This window comes from Streptomyces sp. PA03-3a, assembly GCF_033792735.1.
Taxonomy (GTDB): Bacteria; Actinomycetota; Actinomycetes; order Streptomycetales; family Streptomycetaceae; genus Actinacidiphila.
Genome location: NZ_JARAVM010000019.1, coordinates 128,720 through 145,388 on the forward strand (window position 1 = coordinate 128,720; position 16,669 = coordinate 145,388).

Genomic DNA, 16,669 nt, shown 5'->3' on the forward strand with positions numbered 1-16,669 from the left:
ACACCGGGCCCGCCCATGGCGGACGTGCATCGCACGATCGTGCCGCCCGGTCAGTCCTCCGTCGCGGCCGCCTCCACCGTGAGGGTGCTGGCGTCCGCGTCCAGCACGGCGGGGACGCCGAGCGGCACGGTCAGGCTCGTCTCGCAGTGGCCGAAGCCCAGTTCCTCGACGACCGGGACGCCCAGTCCGCCCAGCCGGTCCAGGAGCACCGCCCGCACCTCCTCGTAGGGCCCGCACTCCCGCCAGGAGCCGAGGGCGATACCCGCCACACCGTCCAGCCAGCCGGCCCGCAGCAACTGGGTCAGCATCCGGTCGATCCGGTAGGGCTCCTCGCCGATGTCCTCGAGCAGGAGGATGCCGCCGGGCACCCCGGGCCGCCCGTCCGGCGTGCCGAGGCCGGAGGCGAGCAGGGCCAGGCAGCCGCCCACGGTGACGCCGCGTGCCGTGCCGGGGACGAGGGGCCGGGCGGTCGTGGCGCCGAGGACCCGCGTCCCCTCGGGCCGGAAGAGGGTGTCCCGCAACTGGGCACGGGTGGGCTCGTCCTTGAGGAAGCCGTGCGCCGCGATCATGGTCCCGTGCAGGGTCGCAAGGCCCAGCCGGACCGCGAACGCCTCGTGCAGCGCGGTGATGTCGCTGAAGCCGAGAAGCGTCTTGGGCCCGGCCGCGCGCAGCGCCTCCCAGTCCATGAGGTCGGTCATGCGCTGGACGCCGTAGCCGCCGCGGGCGCACAGCACGGCGGCCACCGACGGGTCGCACCACGCCTCCTGGAAGTCGCGGGCGCGCGCCGCGTCCTGTCCGGCCAGGTAGCCGAAGGTGGGGTGCCGGTCCAGGACGTGCGGCGCCACCACCGGGTCGAGGTCCCAGCCGCGGAGGATGTCGAGCCCCGCGTCCAGCCGTTCCCGGGGCACGGGTCCGCTGGGGGCGACGACGGCGACCCGGTCCCCGGGGACGAGGCGGCGGGGGCGGGTGAGCGGGACGAGCGGTGTCACTTGGTGAGCTCCAGAGCTGGTACGGCGGGCGGGGTGAAGCCGAAGACCTGCCCGTAGAGGGAGAGTTCGGCCTCGAGACAGGTGATCATCGTGTCCTCGCGGCGGAAGCCGTGGCCCTCGCCCTCGAAGGTGAGGTAGGCGTGGGGGACGCCGCGTCCCTTGATCCGCTCCAGGAACCGCTCGCACTGCACGGGCCGGCAGATCACGTCCTCCAGGCCCTGCAGCAGCAGGAAGGGGACGGTGAGCCGGTCGGCCCGGGTCACCGGAGAGCGGTCCCGGTAGCGCTCCGGGACCTCGGTGTAGGGCCCGATGAGCGAGTCGAGGTAGCGGGACTCGAAGTCATGGGTCTCACCGCCCTCGGCCCAGCCGGTGAGGTCGAGCAGCGGGAACTTGATCACGCCGCAGGCGTAGACGTCGGTGCCGGTGAGGGAGGCCGCGCTCGTCCAGCCGCCGGCGCTGCCGCCGCGGATCGCGAGGCGCCTCCCGTCGGCGGTTCCCTCCTCGGCCAGCGCCCGCGCGACGGCGGCGCAGTCCTCGACGTCGACGACGCCCCACTGCTCGCGCAGCCGTTCGCGGTAGGCGCGCCCGTAGCCGGTGGAGCCGCCGTGGTTGACCTCCACGACCCCGATACCGCGCGAGGTGAAGTAGGCGATCTCCAGGTCGAGCACGAGCGGTGCCCGGCTGGTGGGGCCGCCGTGCACCCACACGACATAGGGGGGAAGTTCTCCCTCGGGCGCGGCGAAGTAGGGGTTCGCCGGCGGGTAGAGCTGGGCGTGGATCTCCCGTCCGCCGGGCCCTGTGAAGATCCGCTCCACGGGATCGGGCAGGAACTCCGGGGGCACGATGTCATGGTGGGCGGCGCCGATGACTCGGGTGCGGCCGGTGCAGGTGTCGAGTTCGAGGACCTCGAACGAACTGCGGGCCGAGGCGGCCACGGCGACCACCCGGGTGCCCTGCGTGGACAGCGCGGCCGTCCACTCGCTCCACGGCCCCGGTACGTCGGCCGACTCGCCGGTCGCCGGGTCGAGTATCCCCAGCCGCTGGGCGCCCTTGCCGTGGAGCACCGCCAGGGTCCCGGAGGCGAGCGGGGCGAACCAGCGCGCGCCCATCTGCCAGCCCGGACCGGCGAACTCCTCCTGCACCGGACGCAGGTTGACCGCCTCGCCCGTGGCCGGGTCGACACGGTGCAGGTTCCACCAGCCGTCGCGGTCGGTGGCGGCGACGAGGGTGCCGTCCGGTGTCCACTCCGCCTGGGCGACGGACTCGGCGGGGCCGCCCAGGATCGTCCGGGCTGCGCCGAAAGTGCCGTCGGGTCCGACGGCGGCGAGCTTGAGCTCCGTGCCGTCCCAGGGCATCCGGGGGTGGTCCCAGGCGATCCACACGGCCTGCCTGCCGTCCGGGGAGAGGCGTGGCGAGGTCACGAAGTCGTAGGAGTCGTCGGAGAGTTCACGCACCGCGGTACGGTCCTCGGCGGCCGAGCCGTCGAGCGGGACGGCGGCGGCCACCCGCCGTACGTCGCTCGGGCCCTCCCCGGTGAACTCCTCCAGCACGCACCACACCTCACCGCGGTCCGGGTGGATCTGCGGATCGGCCCAGCGCAGCCCGTCGCCGACCGGCGAGAGCGGGGTCAGCGGCCGGGGCACGGCGCCCTCGGCGTCGGGTTCGTACGCGTACAGCCGCTGGTCCGGGAAGTGGGAGAAGACGATCAGCGGTCCCGTCCCCGGGCGTGCCGTGCCCGCCCAGGCCCGGCCGCCGTACTCGATGACACGGGTGCGGACGTTCCACGGCGCGGGCAGCGGGCTGCCGACCGTGCCGTCCGCGCGGCGGCGCACGAGGGCACGGCGGCCGCCCTCCGCCGGCCGGGGTTCGGTCCACCACACCTCCTCACCGACGAACGCGGGGAACTCGGGGCGTCCGTCGTGGGAGGCGGCGGTGCGGGCGTCGACGGGCGACTTCCAGGCGCCGTAGGGGGCGATGATCGGGGCGCGCGTCATCGGGCGACTCCGTCGGTCGTGTCCTGCCGGCCCAGCATGAACCGGTCGAGTACGTGGACGCCGAAGTGCAGCCCCTCCACCGGGACCCGTTCGTCGACGCCGTGGTACATCCCCGCGTAGTCGTAGCCCTCGGGCAGCTTCAGCGGGGAGAAGCCGTACCCCTGGATGCCGAGCCGCGAGAACTGCTTGGCGTCGGTGCCGCCGCCCATCACGTAGGGCACGACGTGGGCGTCCGGGTCGAAATGGATCAGGGCCTCTCGCATCGCGGCGTAGACCGGCGCGTCGAGGGGTGCCTCCAGCGGGATCTCGCGGTGATGGAACTCCCACTCCACGTCGGGGCCGGTGAGTTCGTCCATAGTGGCCGCGAACTCCTCGTCGCCGCCGGGCAGGACCCGGCCGTCGACGTAGGCGACCGCGGCACCGGGAATGACGTTGACCTTGTAGCCGGCCTCGAGCACCGTCGGGTTGGCGCTGTTGCGGATCACCGGCTCCACCAGGGCGGCTGCCGGGCCCAGCTTGGTGAGCAGGGTGTCGACGTCGTCGAAGTCGGGCTCGACCTCGTGCAGCGCCGCAAGTTCGGTCAGTGCCGCCCGCACCGTGGGGATGATCCGCACCGGCCAGCGGTGCTCGCCGACGCGGGAGACGGCCGCGGCGAGCCGGGTCACGGCGTTGGTGCGGTTGACCTTGGAGCCGTGACCCGCCCTGCCGTGGGCCGTGAGCTTCAGCCAGGCGGTCCCGCGCTCGCCGGCCGCCACGGGGTACAGCCTCAGCCCGGGCCCGGCGTGGAAGGTGAAACCCCCGGACTCGCTGATGCCCTCGGTGCAGTCGCGGAACAGCTCCGCGTGCCGCTCGACGAGGTAGGTCGCCCCGTAGGTGGCGCTGTCCTCCTCGTCGGCCGTCAGCGCGAGCACGATGTCCCGCTCGGGGCGCAGCCCCCTGCGGGCCCAGGAGCGCACGGTGGCGAGCACCATCGCCACCGTGCCCTTCATGTCGACCGCGCCGCGACCCCAGACCACCCCGTCCCGCACCTCGCCCGAGAAGGGGTGCACGCTCCAGTCCTCGGCCTGGGCGGGCACGACGTCCAGGTGGCCGTGGACGAGCAGCGCGCCCGGTCCGTTCCCGGCGCGCCGGGCGCCCTCGATCCGCGCCACGACGTTGGCCCGCCCCGGCGCGGACTCCAGGACCCGCGCCTCGATCCCGGCCTCGTCAAGCAGCTGCGCGGCGTACTCCGCCGCCGGACGCTCGTTCCCGTCCCCGCCACCGCGGTTGGTGGTGTCGATCCGGATCAGCTCCGAGGTGAAGCGGACCGCCTCGTCCAGTGCCCGGGTGTCAGCCATACTGCTCCTCCACAGCTGCCGAGACCAGGGTGGTCACGGCCTTGTAGCAGCGGATCCCCTCATACATGGTCGGTGAGGTGTAAGCGACGCGGCGCTCGCCCGTGCGCTCCACACCGGGCACGATCGCGGCGGCTCCCGCCAGGTGGGCCGCGTCGAACTCGACCTCGATCGTGAACGGCCCGCCCCGCACCGGCTCGTGCCGGACCGCGAGTGACGTCGCGTCCTTGGCGGCGGCGCGGATGTCGGCCGCCGTGCGGGCCGGCGGCCGGCACACGGCCGCGTACCGCGAGACGTAGTCCTTGACGGCGACCGTGCGCGCCGCCGGCGCGTAGTCCCGGGCGTCGATCCCGGTCCGGTCGTCGCCCGTGACCAGCACGACGGGCACCCCGTACTCCGCGGCCACCAGTGCGTTCAGCCGGCCCTCGCTCGCCGGCGGGCTGCCGTCGACCCACACGCCGGTGATCGAGTTCGGAAGGTAGGTGTGGGCGAGCACGCCCTCCGTCCCCGCGCCCGTGTGGAAGCCGACGAAGGCGATGCCGTCCACGTCGCCGTGCTGCACGCCCTCGACCATGGACAGGTCCTTGTGCCGCCCGGTGACCATCTCGGCCCGCTCGTCCAGCTGCTCCAGCAGCAGGTTCCGCATCGACCAGTGGGCCTCGTTGACCAGGACCTCGTCGGCGCCGCCGTCGAAGAAGCCGGCGATCGCGGCGTTCACGTCCGAGGTGAACAGATGCCGGAACCGCTGCCAGCCCTCCGTGCCGGGCAGGACGTCACCGGGCCAGGTCACCCCGGTGGCGCCCTCCATGTCCGCGCTGATCAGGATCTTCATGGCACGGAACGTTACGCAAAGTCACCGCCCCGCACCAGGCCCCCGGGCCGCCTGTGGAAAACTTCAGTGGCCCAGACCGGTGGCGGTCAGCTGGCACCCCCTGCCACCAGCCAGTTCGTCGGCACCTCGAACCACGAACCGTCCGCCCGCCGCTCCGTCGTCACGAGCGCGACCTCACCGCGTGCGAGCACCTCCATCCCCGCCGTACGGAAGAGTTCCGGCACGGCCGCGTCGGGCATCTCGGCCGGCGCGATCCCGTGCGCGAAGATCGCCGCGAGCTTGGCGGGCGGCCCGTCCGGCCGCCGCGCGAGCCCCATCAGCGCGTCCTTCGCGGACGCCGCGAGTTCGTCCGCGAACACCCGGCCGCGTCCTCCGGTCAGTACCGCGATGCCCTCGACCAGCGGTGCGCGTTCCTCGGGCCGGCACTGGTGGAGCACTCCACGCATGTACACGTTCACCTCGCCCAGCTCCTCGCCCAGCCGCCGGACCGCCTCGGGGTCGGCCGCGTCGAGCTGCCGGTACTCGGCGACACCGCCCGGGTCCTGGTGCCGGGCGTGGCCGATCGCGGCCGCCGCGAGGTCCACCCCGACGGCCCGGCCGTACCGCTCGGCCAGGAAGCGGGTCTGGGTGCCGTTGCCGCAGCCGAGGTCCACGACCGGCAGCGACGGGTCGAAGTGCGCCTCGAAGAAGGGGAGGTGGGCCGCCGCGGTGAGCTCCGCCGCCGCGTCCCAGAGCACCGCCCCCGGCCCTCCGGGGGCGTCGCGCCAGAAGCCCTCCCACGCCTGCAGGTTCGTGCCCGTGACGTCCATGCGATCTCCCCAGGTCCACGTGTCCGTCGCCGCGGACCGCTCCGGCCTCGCGGCCGAAGCCCCGTCAGCTCTGTGCTACAGGCGGAGACCGGCGCGGGCAAGCGTCCGGGGGAAGTCGCGTCCCCCTGTTCGCTGGGTTCGAGCCCCCGTGTCCGCTACGTTCGAGCACCCGCCGGGGCCCCGCCGCCGCGCCCCGCCGTCCGCCGCCACGGCAGCGCCTGCTCGAACCAGACGGTCTTGCCCTGCGCCGTACGGCTGGCGCCCCATTCGCGGGCGAGCCGGCTCACGATCCGCAGTCCCCGCCCCGACTCGTCCTCTGGCCCGGCCCCCACCAGCACGGGCACGGCGTGGTCGTCGTCCGAGACCTCGCACAGCAGCGCGTCGGTGCGGACCAGGCGCAGCTCGACGTGCCGGGAGTGCGCGTGCCGGACGGCGTTGGTGACCACCTCGCCGACCATCAGCTCGGCCGCCTCCGCCGCCTCGTCCAGCCCCCAGCGCTCCAGGGCGCCCCGGGTCAGGATGCGGGCCCTGCCCACCTCGCGGGGGTCGAGGGCGAGCTGCCAGCTGACGACGTCCTCGCGGGGGATGCCGTTGAGCCGGGCCATCAGCAGGGCCACGTCGTCCTTGCGGCCGCCCGGCGGGTTGAGCGCGCGGATGATCGTGTCGCAGGCGTCGTCCATGGAGGCGGCGGGGTGAGCGGCGCTCTCGCAGAGCGCGGCGAGACCGGCTCCGAGGTCCTGCCCGCGCACCTCGACCAGCCCGTCCGTGCACAGCACGAGCCGGTCGCCGGGGCCGACGGCGACCCTGACCGTCTCGAAGGGCACCCCGCCGATGCCGATCGGCGCGCCCGTCGGCACGTCCAGCAGCTCGCTGCGGCCGTCCTCGGCCCGCACCAGCACGGGCGGGATGTGGCCCGCGTTGGCGATGTGCAGCTCGGACCGGATCGGGTCGTACACGGCGTACAGGCAGGTGGCGAGGTAGTGCTCGCCGAGGCGCTGCGCCAGGTCGTCGAGGTTGCGCAGCAGTTGGGCCGGCGGCATGTCCAGGGCCGCCATGGTCTGCACGGCGGTGCGCAACTGGCCCATCATGGCGGCCGCGTTGAGACCGTGGCCCATGACGTCGCCCACGACCAGGGCGAGCCGGGAGCCGGGCAGCTTGATGGTGTCGAACCAATCGCCGCCGACACGGCCCAGCCGGGTGCCGGGCAGGTAGCGGGTCGCCACGTCGCACCCCGGCATCCGCGGGGTGATCTGCGGCAGCATGCTGTCCTGCAGCGTGTCGGCGACGTTCTCCTGGTACGTGTACATGCGGGCGTTGTCCAGGACGAGCCCGGCGCGGGCGGCCAGTTCCGCGCCCGTCACGCGGTCCATGTCGTTGAACGGCGGACGCTCCCCGTGCCGCAGCAGGATCATGAAGCCGAGGACGACGTTGCGCGCCTTCAGCGGCACGACCAGCATCGACCGCCCGGTGATCAGCGGCCGGATGTCGCGCTTCTCGAACTGCGAGGCGATCGCCTCGCCCATGGGTTCGGTGATCCTGGGCACCAGCACCGGTCGACCGCTCGTCATGCACTGGAAGAACGGCGTGTGCTCGGGAAACGGCATGGACTCGCCGACCGGTACGACGTCGTCCCAGCGGCCGGGCTCGTCGGTGTGCTCCAGGGCGGCCCGGTACCACATGGTGGTGACGTCGGGCGGGCCGTCGGGGAAGCCCTCACCCGCGAGCACCTGTTCGCGCAGGTAGGTGCCCGCGACGTCGGTGAAGCGCGGGACGACGGCGGCGCACACCTCCCGGATCGTGCGGGTCAGGTCGAGGGAGGTGCCGATGCGCCCGCTGACCTCGTTGAGGAACTCCAGGCGCTCGCGGACGGCGGCGTACTCCAGGTCGGGTTCGAGTTCCTCCGACGCGCCACCGCGCGGCTCGTCGGCGGCATCCCGGGCGGCGCGCCGCCGCAGGGCCCTGCGCTCCTCCCGCCGGGGCACGCCCCAGTCGGGGGTGACGGGCACCCGGTCGTGCCGGCTGATCTCCAGGACCGGGTAGCCGAGTTCCAGCACCTGGGAGACGATGCGCCCGCTCTCGGCGACGCTCATGCTGGGCAGGATCTCGGGGAGCCGCTTGGCGAGCCCGTCTGCGCCGGGGAACTCGGTGTGCAGGGCGAAGCCGGGCGCGATCCGCTCGGACTCCCCGGCCGGGGCGTCGTCCTCGCCGTGCACCAGGGCCGCGTCGGCGGCCAGTACGAGCAGGCGCTCGGGGCCCGGGCCGACCAGCGGGTAGGCCCACCACAGGACGTCCGCCGGGATGCCCCCGGGGTCGGGGGCGGGCCCCTGGTTGAGCCGGGCGCGTCCGGCGGTCGGGTAGGACGTCGCGCCGCTCAGCGTGACGTCGAGGTCGGCTCCGGCCGGTGCCTCGGTGCCGTCCTGCGCGGGCTCCTCGCCCAGCGCGCCGGAGACCGGCAGCAGGTCGACGGCAGGACGGCCCACGGCCTCCTCCCGGGCCCGCCCGAAGAGCTTGCGGGCGCCCGTGCTCCAGTGCGAGACGAGTCCGTCGCCGTCGACCACGACCACGGCGAGCGGAATGCGTCCGGAGAGTGCGGTCCGCTGCTCCGGCAGCGCGGCGCGGCTCCCCTCCCCCGGCGGAGTGCGACGTTGCATGACGCGTCCGGCTCCTTCCCCTGCGGCGCCCGGATCCCGACGGAGACCGGAGGTGGTCGGCCCCCGGCGCAAGATCTGCGGCTCCGCAACCACCGTACGACCGACACCGGGTGCCGCGTAGCGCATTGGACGAATCCGGTGTGCCCCCGCGCAGGGCCGTGAACGCGCCGGGGCATGCGCGGGCGCACACCCTCACTCTGAGTGGTCGTCAGAGGCTGTCAGGGGGGCCGGTCAGTCCTCGTGGCCGAGGTGGACGTCGCGCTCGGTGCGCTCGCCGCCGCTGAGCCGCAACACGGTCGCCACCGGCGGGTACCCCGAGGCCACGACGGTGTACTCGCCCGCCGCCAGGTCGACGAAGCGGAAGACGCCGTCCGGTCCCGTCGTCACCGTGTCCAGGACGTTTCCCGCGGCGTCCAGCAGGGTGACCCGGGCGTCCTCCACCGCGCTGCCGCCCGGGCCGCGCACGGTGCCGCGCAGCAGCGCGCCGCCGGCGAGTTCGACGTCCTGCCGGGTCTCCCTGGCCGCGTGCACCGACACCGGGAGCGCCGCGGGCCGGTAGGCGGGGGCGTTGGCGGCGAGCGTGTACTCCCCCGCGACGAGGTCGCTCAGGACGTAGTCGCCGTCCCGGCCCGTGCGGGTGGTGGCCACCACGTCCCCACGGGAGTCGGTGAGGGTGACGGTGGCCTCCCGTACGGACGTGCCGTCGGCGGTGCGCACCGTGCCCGCGAGCCGCCCGGCCCCGCCGAGCACCACGTCGAGCTCGACCGGGCGTTCCCCGACGGTCACGCTGACGGCCTGCGGCTGGTGCCCTCCGGCGGCGGCGATCAAAACGTAGCTGCCGCTGCCCGGGGTGCTCAGCGCGTAGCGTCCGTCCTCGCCCGTGGCGCCGCGCCCGATCTGTCGGCCGGTCACATCGATGAGGGTGAGCGCCGCCCGGCCCACGGTGCTGCCGTCGGCGTGCTGGACGGTGCCGCACACCGGGACGCCTACGGTCTCGGCCTTGCGGGCGGTGGGGACTTGCTGGGTCACCAGGGGTTTCTCCTTGAGCAGGAAGGCGAGCAGGAAGCCGAGGCCGAGCACCGGCACCAGGTAGAGGAAGATGCGCGGCATGGCCTCCGCGTACGCCTGCACATAGGCGTCGCGCAGCGGCGCCGGCATCGCGTGCACCATGTGCGGGGTGATGGACTGGGGGTCCGGCAGGTCGACGCCGCCCGGCAGCCGGTCGGCGAGCCCGTCCGCGAGCCGGTTGGCGAACAGGGTGCCGAAGACGGCCGCCCCGACCGAGCCGCCGATCTGCCGGAAGAAGTTGTTGGCGCTGGTGGCGGTGCCCAGGTCGGCGGGCCGCACGGAGTTCTGCACGGCGAGGATCAGCACCGGCAGCACGAGGCCGATGCCCAGCCCCAGCACGCCCATGTAGACGCTGTACTCGACGCGCGGGGTGTCCCTCTCCAGCAGGGACAGCAGCCACATGCCTGCCACCGAGAGCGCCCCGCCGGCCAGCGGGAACACCCGGTAGCGTCCGGTACGGCTGATCATGTGGCCGGAGACCACGGAGGCCAGGACGACGCCGAGCATCATGGGCAGCATCAGCAGCCCGGACTCGGTCGCGCTGACGCCGTTCACCATCTGCAGGAAGGTGGGGAGGTAGCTGGCGGCGCCGAAGAGGCCGACGCCGACGACGGCACCGATGAGGGCGGAGACGGTGAAGACGCCGTCGCGGAAGAGCCGCAGCGGGATGACCGGTTCGACGGCGAACCGTTCCACCACGACGAACAGCACGGCGCAGACGAGTGTCGCCGCGCCCAGCCCGATGATCACGTCGGAGCGCCAGGCGTAGGTCGTCCCGCCCCAACTGGTCAGCAGCACCACGCAGGTGGAGCCGGCGGCCAGCAGCAGCGCGCCCAGCACGTCCAGCCGCGGGCGTACGGCCGGCCGCGGCAGGTCCAGCACGACGGCGATGACGGCCAGGGTCAGCAGACCGAAGGGCACGTTGATGTAGAAGCACCAGCGCCACGAGGCGTGGTCGGTGAAGAAGCCGCCGAGCAGCGGGCCGGCCACGGAGGCCAGGCCGAACGAGGCGCCGATCAGGCCCATGTAGCGGCCGCGTTCCCGGGGCGGGACGATGTCGGCGATGATCGCCTGGACGCCGATCATCAGCCCGCCGCCGCCGACGCCCTGGATGGCGCGGAAGGCGATCAGCTCGTCCATGGAGCGCGACCAGCCGGCGAGGGCGGATCCGATGACGAACACGACGATGGCGAACTGGAAGACGCTCTTGCGCCCGAAGAGATCGCCGAGCTTCCCGTAGATCGGCAGTCCGACGGTGGAGGCGAGCAGGTAGGCGGTCACGGCCCAGGACATCTTGTCCAGGCCGTGCAGTTCGCCGACGATCTTGGGGAGCGCGGTCGCCACGATCATCTGGTCGAGGGCGGCCAGCAGCAGGGTGAGCATCAGCCCGAGGAAGACCAGCCGCACCCTGCGCGGGCTCAGCCCGGCGACGGGCGCGCCCTGTTCCGGCGGGACGGCCGCGGGTCTGCCGTCGGGGCCCGTGCCGGCGCCGGTCGGGTCCGTGAGGGTGTCGGTCGCCTCGGACAGGGTCGTCCCGGTGGTGCCGCCCATCTGCCTACCGCTCCCCTCGTCGCGCCTGCCCTGCGACAACGATCTGGGGCGCCGGGGATGCGCCGGAGCGCGGCAGATCCACCCTTTCAAGTGACGTGCCCACCGGCGTGCGCCCACCGGGCGACGGCCGGGACACAGGACGCGCAGGACGCGCAGGGCACGGCCGGCCCTGCCGGTACGTCAAAGGAGGCGGCCGGGCGTCACCGGGCTCCGGCCGCCTCCCTTGTGCCGCCTGCTACTTCTCCGTCTCCGCGGCGAGCCGCGCGAGCACCGCGTCGTGGATGCGGTTCAGGCCCTTGGGTGCGAACGTGCGCTCGAAGAAGCCGCCGATGCCGCCGGCGCCGGTCCAGGTGCTGGTGACGACCGCCTTGGCGCGGCCCTCGCCGGCCGGGGTGACCGTCCAGGTGGTGACCATGGTGGAGTTGCGATCGCTCTCGACCAGTTGCCCCGGGGTCGGCTCGGTCACCGCGAGGAGGCAGTCCCGGACCCGCTTCTCGGTCGCCTGCAGCCTCCAGTGCACGAGGGTGCCCGATCCGCTGCCGCCCTCACGCACCTCGTACTCGCTGTACTGCTCGGGAAGCAGCCGCTGCCGGGTGCCCGCGTAGTCGGCGAGCGCCGCGAAGACGCTCTCCGGGCTCGCCGCGATCTCGCGCTGCGTGGTGGCCTCGACCTGTGCCATCGCCGTCCTCCGTCGATCCGTGTGCCGTCGTCCACAAGCCAATCACCACGGTCGCGTGCCCGCGAAATCGGGCTGCCCTCCCGATGACGGAACCCCGTGCGAAGGCACCGGGGGAGTCCTGTGCGGCCCGGCCGGAAATCGCGTGCCCGGCGGCTCGCGGCGCGTTATCGTCGCCCGTATGAACGTCACAGGCCACAGCATCACCGCGACCGCGCGAGCGACCAGCTCGCCGGTTGCCGCCGCCTGACGTACCCCCTTCCTCACCACCGGCGACCGGGAACGGCCCGCCGGTGGTTTCGTGGCTCCCGCCCCGATTCCGGAGATCGTGCGGACCGCTTGCCCGGTGCCTCCCCGCCCGCCACGCGAAGGAGCCACCTCCCATGGACACCGAAGAGATCGTCCGCACGTTCGTCGAGTACTACGAGGACCGCGGCCACCACCGGATCACCGGATCGACCCTGCTGCCGCCGCCCGGCGACCCCGTGCTGTTCACGACCTCGGGCATGCATCCGCTCACTCGCCACCTGGAGGGGCGCCCGCACCCGCTCGGCAGTCGGCTGGTCAACGTGCAGCGCTGTCTGCGGACCACCGACCTGGAGGAGGTCGGCGACCCCACCCATCTGACGGTCTTCGAGATGCTCGGCACCTGGTCGCTCGGCGACTACGAGGGCCCGCAGAGCCTCGACTGGGCCTACGGGCTGCTCACCGAGGGCTTCGGCGTCGACCCCGGGCGGCTGCACGCCACGGTGTTCGGCGGCGACGACCGCACCGGTCCCGACACCGCCTCCCTGGAGCTGTGGGAGAAGCACGGGGTTCCGGTGGAGCTCACGGTGGAGGACAACTGGTGGTCCAACGGGCCCACCGGTCCGTGCGGGCCCGACTCGGAGATCTTCCTGTGGACCGGGGACACCCCGCCGCGCTCCACGCCCACGGGCGACGACCGATGGGTGGAGGTCTGGAACCACGTCATGATGCGCCACCGCCGGCTCGGGGACGGCTCGCTCGTGCCGCTCCCCCAGCGCAACGTCGACACCGGCCTCGGCCTGGAGCGGCTGGCCTCGCTCCTGCAGGGCCGGACGTCGGTCTTCGAGTGCGACGTCCTCGCCCCCTGGCGGCGCCTCGTACCGCCCCTGTGGCCGCTGGACGAACCGTCGCTGCGCCTGGTCAGCGACCATCTGCGCTCGGCCGTGGTGGTGATCGGGGACGGGGTGCGCCCGGCCAACACCGGTCGCGGCTACGTGCTGCGGCGGCTGGTGCGGCGGGTCCTCACCACCCTGTGGCGGGACGATCCCTCCCGCGGCCTCGGGGACCTGCCGCAGGAGTTGGTCCGGCACACCCTGGACCACTTCCACCAGAGCGTGGACCCGGACGAGCCGCGCCGGGTGCTGCTGGAGGAGGAACGCCGGTTCCGGCGGCTCCTGGAGCGCGGCCGTCAGGTGCTGGCCCGCCCCCGGTTCCGGGGTCCGCTGGACGAGGAGGACTTCCACTACCTCCACGACACCCATGGCCTGCCGCGCGACCTCGTACTGAGCCTGCGGCCGCGGTGACGGCGGACGGTCCCGCAGGGTCCCCCGGGCGCCCGCCGCCGGCCGGCGCCCGGGGTCCCCGTACCACGCGGTCACGCACAGTGGCCCCAGGAATCCCCCGGATCCCCCTCGACGCTAATCGCTCAGATGTTCTATTCTCGGGAGGAGAGCAACGAAGGAGGCGGCATGAGGTGGGACAACCTGAGCCGCGACACGGCGGCGACCACACCCGCGCTCTTCGGCGTGGACGCCGTGACCCGTACGTTCGACACCCCCGAGTTCCGCGGGATCACCTTCCACGAGGTGCGCGCCCGCACGATCGTCAACCGCGTGCCGGGCGCGTCCCGGATGCCGTTCGAGTGGACGATCAACCCCTACCGCGGCTGCAGCCACGGCTGTGTGTACTGCTTCGCACGCAAGACGCACGCCTACCTGGACCTCGACAGCGGCCTGGACTTCGACTCCCAGATCGTCGTGAAGGTCAACGCACCCGACTTGCTCCGCCGTGAGCTCGCCTCGCCCCGCTGGCACGGCGAGCACATCGCCATGGGCACCAACGTCGACTGCTACCAGCGCGCGGAGGGCCGCTACCGGCTCATGCCGGGCATCCTGGCCGCGCTGCGCGACCGCGCCAACCCCTTCTCGATCCTCACCAAAGGGTCGCTGATCCTGCGCGACCTGGACCTCCTGGTGCAGGCCTCCGAGGTCACCGACGTGTCGACCGCGGTCTCGGTCGGCTTCGTCGACCGGGACCTGTGGCGCACCGTGGAACCCGGTACGCCGTCGCCCGCGAAACGGCTGGAGGTCTGCCGCACGCTCAATGAGCACGGCATACCCTCGGGCGTCCTGATGGCACCCGTACTGCCGTACCTCAGCGACTCCCCGGAGCAGTTGCGCGAGACGGTCCGCGCGATCGCCGGGACGGGCGCCACGTCCGTCACGCCGCTGGTGCTGCACCTGCGCCCCGGGGCGAGGGAGTGGTTCATGGCCTGGCTCTCCGTGCACCACCCCCGGCTGATCTCCCGCTACAAGGCGCTCTACGCGGACGGCGCCTACGCGCCCACCTGGTACCAGCGGCGCATCACCCGCCAAGTGCACGAATTCGCGGCCGAGTTCGGGATCGGGCCCAGCCGCTCCGGGGCCGCGCGCCGGATCGCCGCACCCGAGGAGGAAACCCCCGGTCCGCCCGCCGCACCCGATCCGGCCCAACCGACCCAGCTGACCCTGATCTGAGCTCGCGAAAAACGGGTGCCGGCCTGGCTCCACCCCACTTAACGTCGCGGCCATGACGGTTGTGAGAGTGATGACCCGCGACGACATCGACGCCGTGTCGGCGGTCCGCGTCCGGGGATGGCGGACGGCCTACGCGGGGATCGTGCCGCAGTCGTACCTCGACGCGATGGACGCCGGGGCGGACGCGGAGCGCCGCAAGGAGTGGTTCGACGCGGGCGGGGACCGGGTGGACAACCTGGTGGCCACGGACGGCGGCGAGGTGACGGGGTGGGCGGCGCTCGGCCCCTACCGTGGCGAGCCGGACGGCGGCGAGGTCGGCGAGCTGTACGCGATCTACGTACACCCCGACCGGATCGGCCGGGGAGCGGGGCGCGCGCTCATGGACGCCGTACGCGCCCGCGCCCGCGAACGCGGCTTCCGGAGCCTGCGCCTGTGGGTGCTCGCGGACAACGAGCGGGCACTGCGCTTCTACGACCGGTGCGGATTCGCGCCCGACGGCACCGACCAGATCGAGACGTACGACGGCGTGCCGCTCAAGGAGTTGCGGTACGTGGCGGATCCGGCCTGAAGCGCCCCGCGAGACGCCGCGTCGCGGCGCTCGGCGCCCCGTCCCGCACCGCGGCCAGTACCGGTGCGGCCACCGGGTCGCCCGACCGCACCAGGGCCCGCACGATCCGCCGGGGGTACGGGGGCGCGCAGGACTCCGCGAGGGCGGCGGTCGCCCGGGGTTCGTCCTCGTAGCGGGCCAGCCCGCGCGCCGCGGCGCCGCGCACGTCCGGGTCCTCGTCCGACGCGGCCTCAAGCAGCGTCCAGAGCACCTCGGGACCCCCGATCCGGCCGAGGGAGTCCACGGCCGCCGCGCGCAGGCGGGGATCCCCGGCCGCCCGGGTCAGAACGGGTACGGCGCGCGCGTCGCCGAGCCGCCCCAGTTCCTGGACGCAGCCGGCGGCGGCCTGGTAGGCCGTGCGGTCCTCGTCCAGCAGCCAGGTCAGGGTCGACGTCAGCGCCGGCAGCGACTCCGGCGCCCGCATGCGTCCCAGCAGGCGCACGGCGGCCAGTGCGTAGGCGATCCGCAGCCGGTTCGTGGCGAGCGTGGCGGCGGCACGCGCGGTCCGCGGGTCGCCGAGCCGGGCGAGGGCTTCGGCCGCCGAGGCGTTGCGGTGGGCGTCGCGATGGTTGAGGAGCAGGACCAGCGTCTCGAACGCCCTCCGGTCACCGGCCCGGCCGAGCATGACGGCGGCGATCTCCCGATCCCCCAGAGAGCGCGACGGCTCGGTCAGCACATCGGCCAGTGCGTCCCTTGCCGCCGGATGGTCCAGCCTGCCGAGCGTCACAAGGGCCGCCTGGCGCGTGTCCGCGTCAAAGTCGCCTGCGGCGGCCGTGAGCACGCCGAGATGTTCCCGATCCGCGGCCGGCCCCAGCAAGGTGAGGGCGAGCGCCCTGACCCTGGGCACCTGGTGGCCGCAGTGGCGGAGCAGAACGGGCACGCTCTCGGGCACGGGCGGCGTCCCCCGGTGGCCGGGGAACCGCCACCAGGGTTGGAGTCCGCTGCCCGTGACGAGGCGGCTGATGTGGTTCCGCACCCCGTCGTCCCACCCGAACTCGCGATCCCAGTGGTCCTGGTCGGGCTCCGGCCCGGCCAGGCTCTCGAAGAGCGGTCCGACCGCCTCCAGGTGACGCCGCGCGACGAGCGCCTCCCGGGCGTAGACGCGGCGCGCCCGGTCGTCATGGCCCACGTCGCCGAGCAGCGCGGGCACACCCGGCGCGCGGTCGGCGGCGACATCGAGCACCGCCCGTTCCGTGGGCCCCAGCCAGGGCCACACCATGGCGGCGGCGGCCGGGGAGGCGGCGAGCCTCCGCAGATAGGCGCCGCGTTCCTCGCGCCGGCCCTGGGTGGCGAATTCCAGCAGCCCCAGGACCCGGCGCGGCTCCCCGCGCCCGCGCAGCCGCGCGACGTCCGCCTCCCCCGCCCTCACGGCCCCGTACAGCTCGGCCGCGCGCCG

General features: G+C 73.7%; 12 protein-coding genes. 3 read left to right on the plus strand and 9 right to left on the minus strand.

Going from position 1 to position 16,669, the window contains the following annotated elements; genetic code table 11:
• Positions 1-50: 50 nt before the first annotated feature.
• The 8 genes from PV342_RS23315 to PV342_RS23350 form a co-directional block, all read right to left on the minus strand.
• The gene (locus PV342_RS23315; protein WP_500318595.1) at positions 51-989 is read right to left on the minus strand and encodes a S66 peptidase family protein; all 939 of its coding nucleotides are present in this window, start codon (positions 987-989) and stop codon (positions 51-53) included.
• On the minus strand, positions 986-2,983 hold the full coding sequence (locus PV342_RS23320; RefSeq protein ID WP_500318596.1) for a dipeptidyl-peptidase 5: 1,998 nt from the start codon (positions 2,981-2,983) through the stop codon (positions 986-988). The genes PV342_RS23315 and PV342_RS23320 overlap by 4 nt, the downstream gene beginning before the upstream one ends.
• On the minus strand, positions 2,980-4,320 hold the full coding sequence (locus PV342_RS23325; protein WP_500318597.1) for a M20/M25/M40 family metallo-hydrolase: 1,341 nt from the start codon (positions 4,318-4,320) through the stop codon (positions 2,980-2,982). Before PV342_RS23325 ends, PV342_RS23320 begins: the two co-directional genes overlap by 4 nt.
• Positions 4,313-5,149 carry a M55 family metallopeptidase gene (locus PV342_RS23330; RefSeq protein WP_018560988.1) on the minus strand — a complete coding sequence of 279 codons (837 nt, stop codon included), beginning with the start codon at positions 5,147-5,149 and terminating at the stop codon, positions 4,313-4,315. The genes PV342_RS23325 and PV342_RS23330 overlap by 8 nt, the downstream gene beginning before the upstream one ends.
• Before the next feature lie 86 nt (positions 5,150-5,235).
• Positions 5,236-5,958, minus strand: coding sequence for a class I SAM-dependent methyltransferase (locus PV342_RS23335; protein WP_500318598.1), 723 nt, complete (start codon positions 5,956-5,958; stop codon positions 5,236-5,238).
• Positions 5,959-6,113: 155 nt separating this feature from the next.
• Positions 6,114-8,609: an ATP-binding SpoIIE family protein phosphatase gene (locus PV342_RS23340; protein WP_500318599.1), complete on the minus strand. Its 2,496-nt coding sequence runs from the start codon at positions 8,607-8,609 to the stop codon at positions 6,114-6,116.
• A 231-nt stretch (positions 8,610-8,840) separates the two neighbouring features.
• Complete coding sequence (locus tag PV342_RS23345; protein ID WP_400796257.1) at positions 8,841-11,228, minus strand: MFS transporter; 2,388 nt, start codon at positions 11,226-11,228, stop codon at positions 8,841-8,843.
• Positions 11,229-11,463: 235 nt separating this feature from the next.
• Complete coding sequence (locus PV342_RS23350; protein WP_018560992.1) at positions 11,464-11,907, minus strand: SRPBCC family protein; 444 nt, start codon at positions 11,905-11,907, stop codon at positions 11,464-11,466.
• A gap of 380 nt (positions 11,908-12,287) precedes the next feature.
• Between PV342_RS23350 and PV342_RS23355 the strand changes: the two genes are divergently transcribed.
• From PV342_RS23355 to PV342_RS23365, 3 genes are all read left to right on the plus strand, one after another.
• Positions 12,288-13,454, plus strand: a complete 1,167-nt coding sequence (locus tag PV342_RS23355) for an alanine--tRNA ligase-related protein (RefSeq protein ID WP_500318600.1) — start codon at positions 12,288-12,290, stop codon at positions 13,452-13,454.
• Between the two features lie 165 nt (positions 13,455-13,619).
• On the plus strand, positions 13,620-14,666 hold the full coding sequence (locus PV342_RS23360) for an Rv2578c family radical SAM protein (RefSeq protein ID WP_500318601.1): 1,047 nt from the start codon (positions 13,620-13,622) through the stop codon (positions 14,664-14,666).
• A gap of 52 nt (positions 14,667-14,718) precedes the next feature.
• Positions 14,719-15,234: a GNAT family N-acetyltransferase gene (locus tag PV342_RS23365; RefSeq protein ID WP_329184890.1), complete on the plus strand. Its 516-nt coding sequence runs from the start codon at positions 14,719-14,721 to the stop codon at positions 15,232-15,234.
• Here the strand turns inward: PV342_RS23365 and PV342_RS23370 are convergent.
• Positions 15,200-16,492, minus strand: a complete 1,293-nt coding sequence (locus PV342_RS23370) for a HEAT repeat domain-containing protein (RefSeq protein ID WP_500318609.1) — start codon at positions 16,490-16,492, stop codon at positions 15,200-15,202. The genes PV342_RS23365 and PV342_RS23370 overlap by 35 nt on opposite strands.
• Between the last annotated feature and the right edge of the window lie 177 nt (positions 16,493-16,669).